The sequence below is a fragment of the Bathymodiolus heckerae thiotrophic gill symbiont genome, from assembly GCF_900128515.1.
GTDB lineage: Bacteria > Pseudomonadota > Gammaproteobacteria > PS1 > Pseudothioglobaceae > Thioglobus_A.
This window is the reverse complement of record NZ_FQTP01000174.1, coordinates 1-1,869: the sequence shown is the minus strand read 5'-3', so window position 1 is coordinate 1,869 and position 1,869 is coordinate 1. Positions and strand designations below refer to the sequence as shown.

Genomic DNA, 1,869 nt, shown 5'->3' with positions numbered 1-1,869 from the left:
CTATTTAGAATTTTGAGAAATTGTACCGCGAGTCGCTATGAGATTAATAAGTCTCGCATGGTTCGAGTGTCAAAGTATTCTCAGCAGGCAATTGCTGAGATGGTTAAAGAGCATGATTTTGATTTTGAGCTTAGAAGTCATGGCTTGTTGCAAATATTTAGAACACAGGAGCAACTTGAAGCTGCTAAAAAAGATATGGCGGTTTTAGATGCTTATAACGTCAAGTATGAAAAATTAAATGTAGAAGGTTGCATTAAGGCTGAACCTGCACTTATCCATGTAAAAGATAAAATAAAAGGTGGATTGTGTTATCTTGAAGATCAAAGTGCCAATTGTTTTTTGTTCGCCAATCATTTGACTCAAGCATGTAAAGATCTAGGTGTTAAATTTGATTTTAATGTGAATATTCAAAAAATTAATTTCAAAAATAACAAAATTATAGGTGTTCAAACAGATCAGGGCGACTATAAAGCTGATAAATATGTCATTGCTTTAGGCGGTAATTCGGCTGATATTTTGAGCCCACTTGGTATAAATCTTCCGGTTTATCCTGTTAAGGGGTACTCTATTACTATGCCTATTAAAAGTGATGTGGATGCCCCACAAGGCACTCTAATGGATGAAACTTACAAGGTAGCTATTACTAGATTGGGCGATATTGTACGTGTTGCTGGTATTGCAGAACTTACAGGTTATGACAAAACGTTGTCAAAATCTGGCGACCGAATTACTCAATTTGTACTTAATGACTTATTTCCAAAGGCAGTTGGGAAAGTATCAGATGATCAGCTGTGGGCAGGTTTAAGGCCTATGACACCCGATGGTACACCAATTATTGGAAAAACGCCTTATGAGAATTTATTTTTAAATACAGGGCACGGAACATTAGGCTGGACTATGAGTCTGGGCTCGGGCAAGATTATTAATTCAATTGTATCTGGCCAAGCACCTGAAATAAATATCGAAGGGCTTGATATGTTTAGATATCAATAAAAGTATTTAAACTTTAAAAAACTACCTATTTGAATGATTATTGTTGGTGTAGATGAGGCAGGTCGCGGCCCCTTGGTAGGTTCGGTTGTTGCTGGTGCGGTTATTTTACCGACTGATTTTAATTTGCCAGAACTGACCGACTCTAAAAAACTTAGTGAGAAAAAACGCAATATTTTATACCATCTAATTACAGATCAGTGTCAATGGTCTGTGGGTGAGGCTAGTGCTCAAGAGATTGATGAAATTAATATTCTACAAGCCACTATGCTAGCAATGCAACGCGCTGTAGAAAGCTTAAATGTTAAGTATGATCAAGTGTTAGTGGATGGTAACCGTTGCCCTGATTTGTGCAATTGCACTGCAATTGTTAAAGGTGATCTTACCGAACCGGTAATTTCAGCAGCGTCCATTATTGCTAAAGTAACGCGCGATAGACAAATGATTGAATTGGATAAAAAATACCCTCAGTACGGTTTTGCTAAACACAAGGGTTATGGCACCAAGGTACATTTAGAGGCGTTACAGCAATACGGAGCCATTGAAGGCGAACATAGATTTTCATTCGCACCCGTAAATCGGGTACAGATGAGAGGCTAAGATTTAGTTAAAAAGACGTACCTTCTGTATTGCCGCCTAATGCTTTAAGATCTTGTTTGAGTTTGGTTTTTTTAGCATCAAGAATGGCTTGTTGTTTTTGAAGTTCTGCTTTTTTCTGTGCAGCTAATTCACGTTGACGATCGCGCTCAATCTCAGCAGCTGGACGTGTTTTTAAGTAGTTAAATAATTTCACAACTTTTTTAACACCTTTGGCTTTTGAAGCCGATTTGACTGCTCGATCTGCTTCGCGCTTGGTGACTGCACCCATGAGATATACTG

General features: G+C 38.1%; 2 protein-coding genes and 1 pseudogene. 2 read left to right on the top strand and 1 reads right to left on the bottom strand.

The window, feature by feature from the left end:
* Together BTHERMOSOX_RS10800 and rnhB are read left to right on the top strand one after the other, a co-directional pair.
* The coding region (locus BTHERMOSOX_RS10800) for a D-amino acid dehydrogenase (protein WP_138121139.1) at window positions 1-993 on the top strand (993 nt) is incomplete at its 5' end.
* Window positions 994-1,026: 33 nt separating this feature from the next.
* Window positions 1,027-1,590 (top strand): ribonuclease HII, encoded by a 564-nt coding sequence (gene rnhB / locus BTHERMOSOX_RS10795; RefSeq protein WP_138121138.1) that lies wholly within the window; start codon window positions 1,027-1,029, stop codon window positions 1,588-1,590.
* Window positions 1,591-1,597: 7 nt separating this feature from the next.
* Here the strand turns inward: rnhB and BTHERMOSOX_RS10790 are convergent.
* A pseudogene (locus BTHERMOSOX_RS10790) lies at window positions 1,598-1,869 on the bottom strand (BON domain-containing protein); the annotation flags it as partial.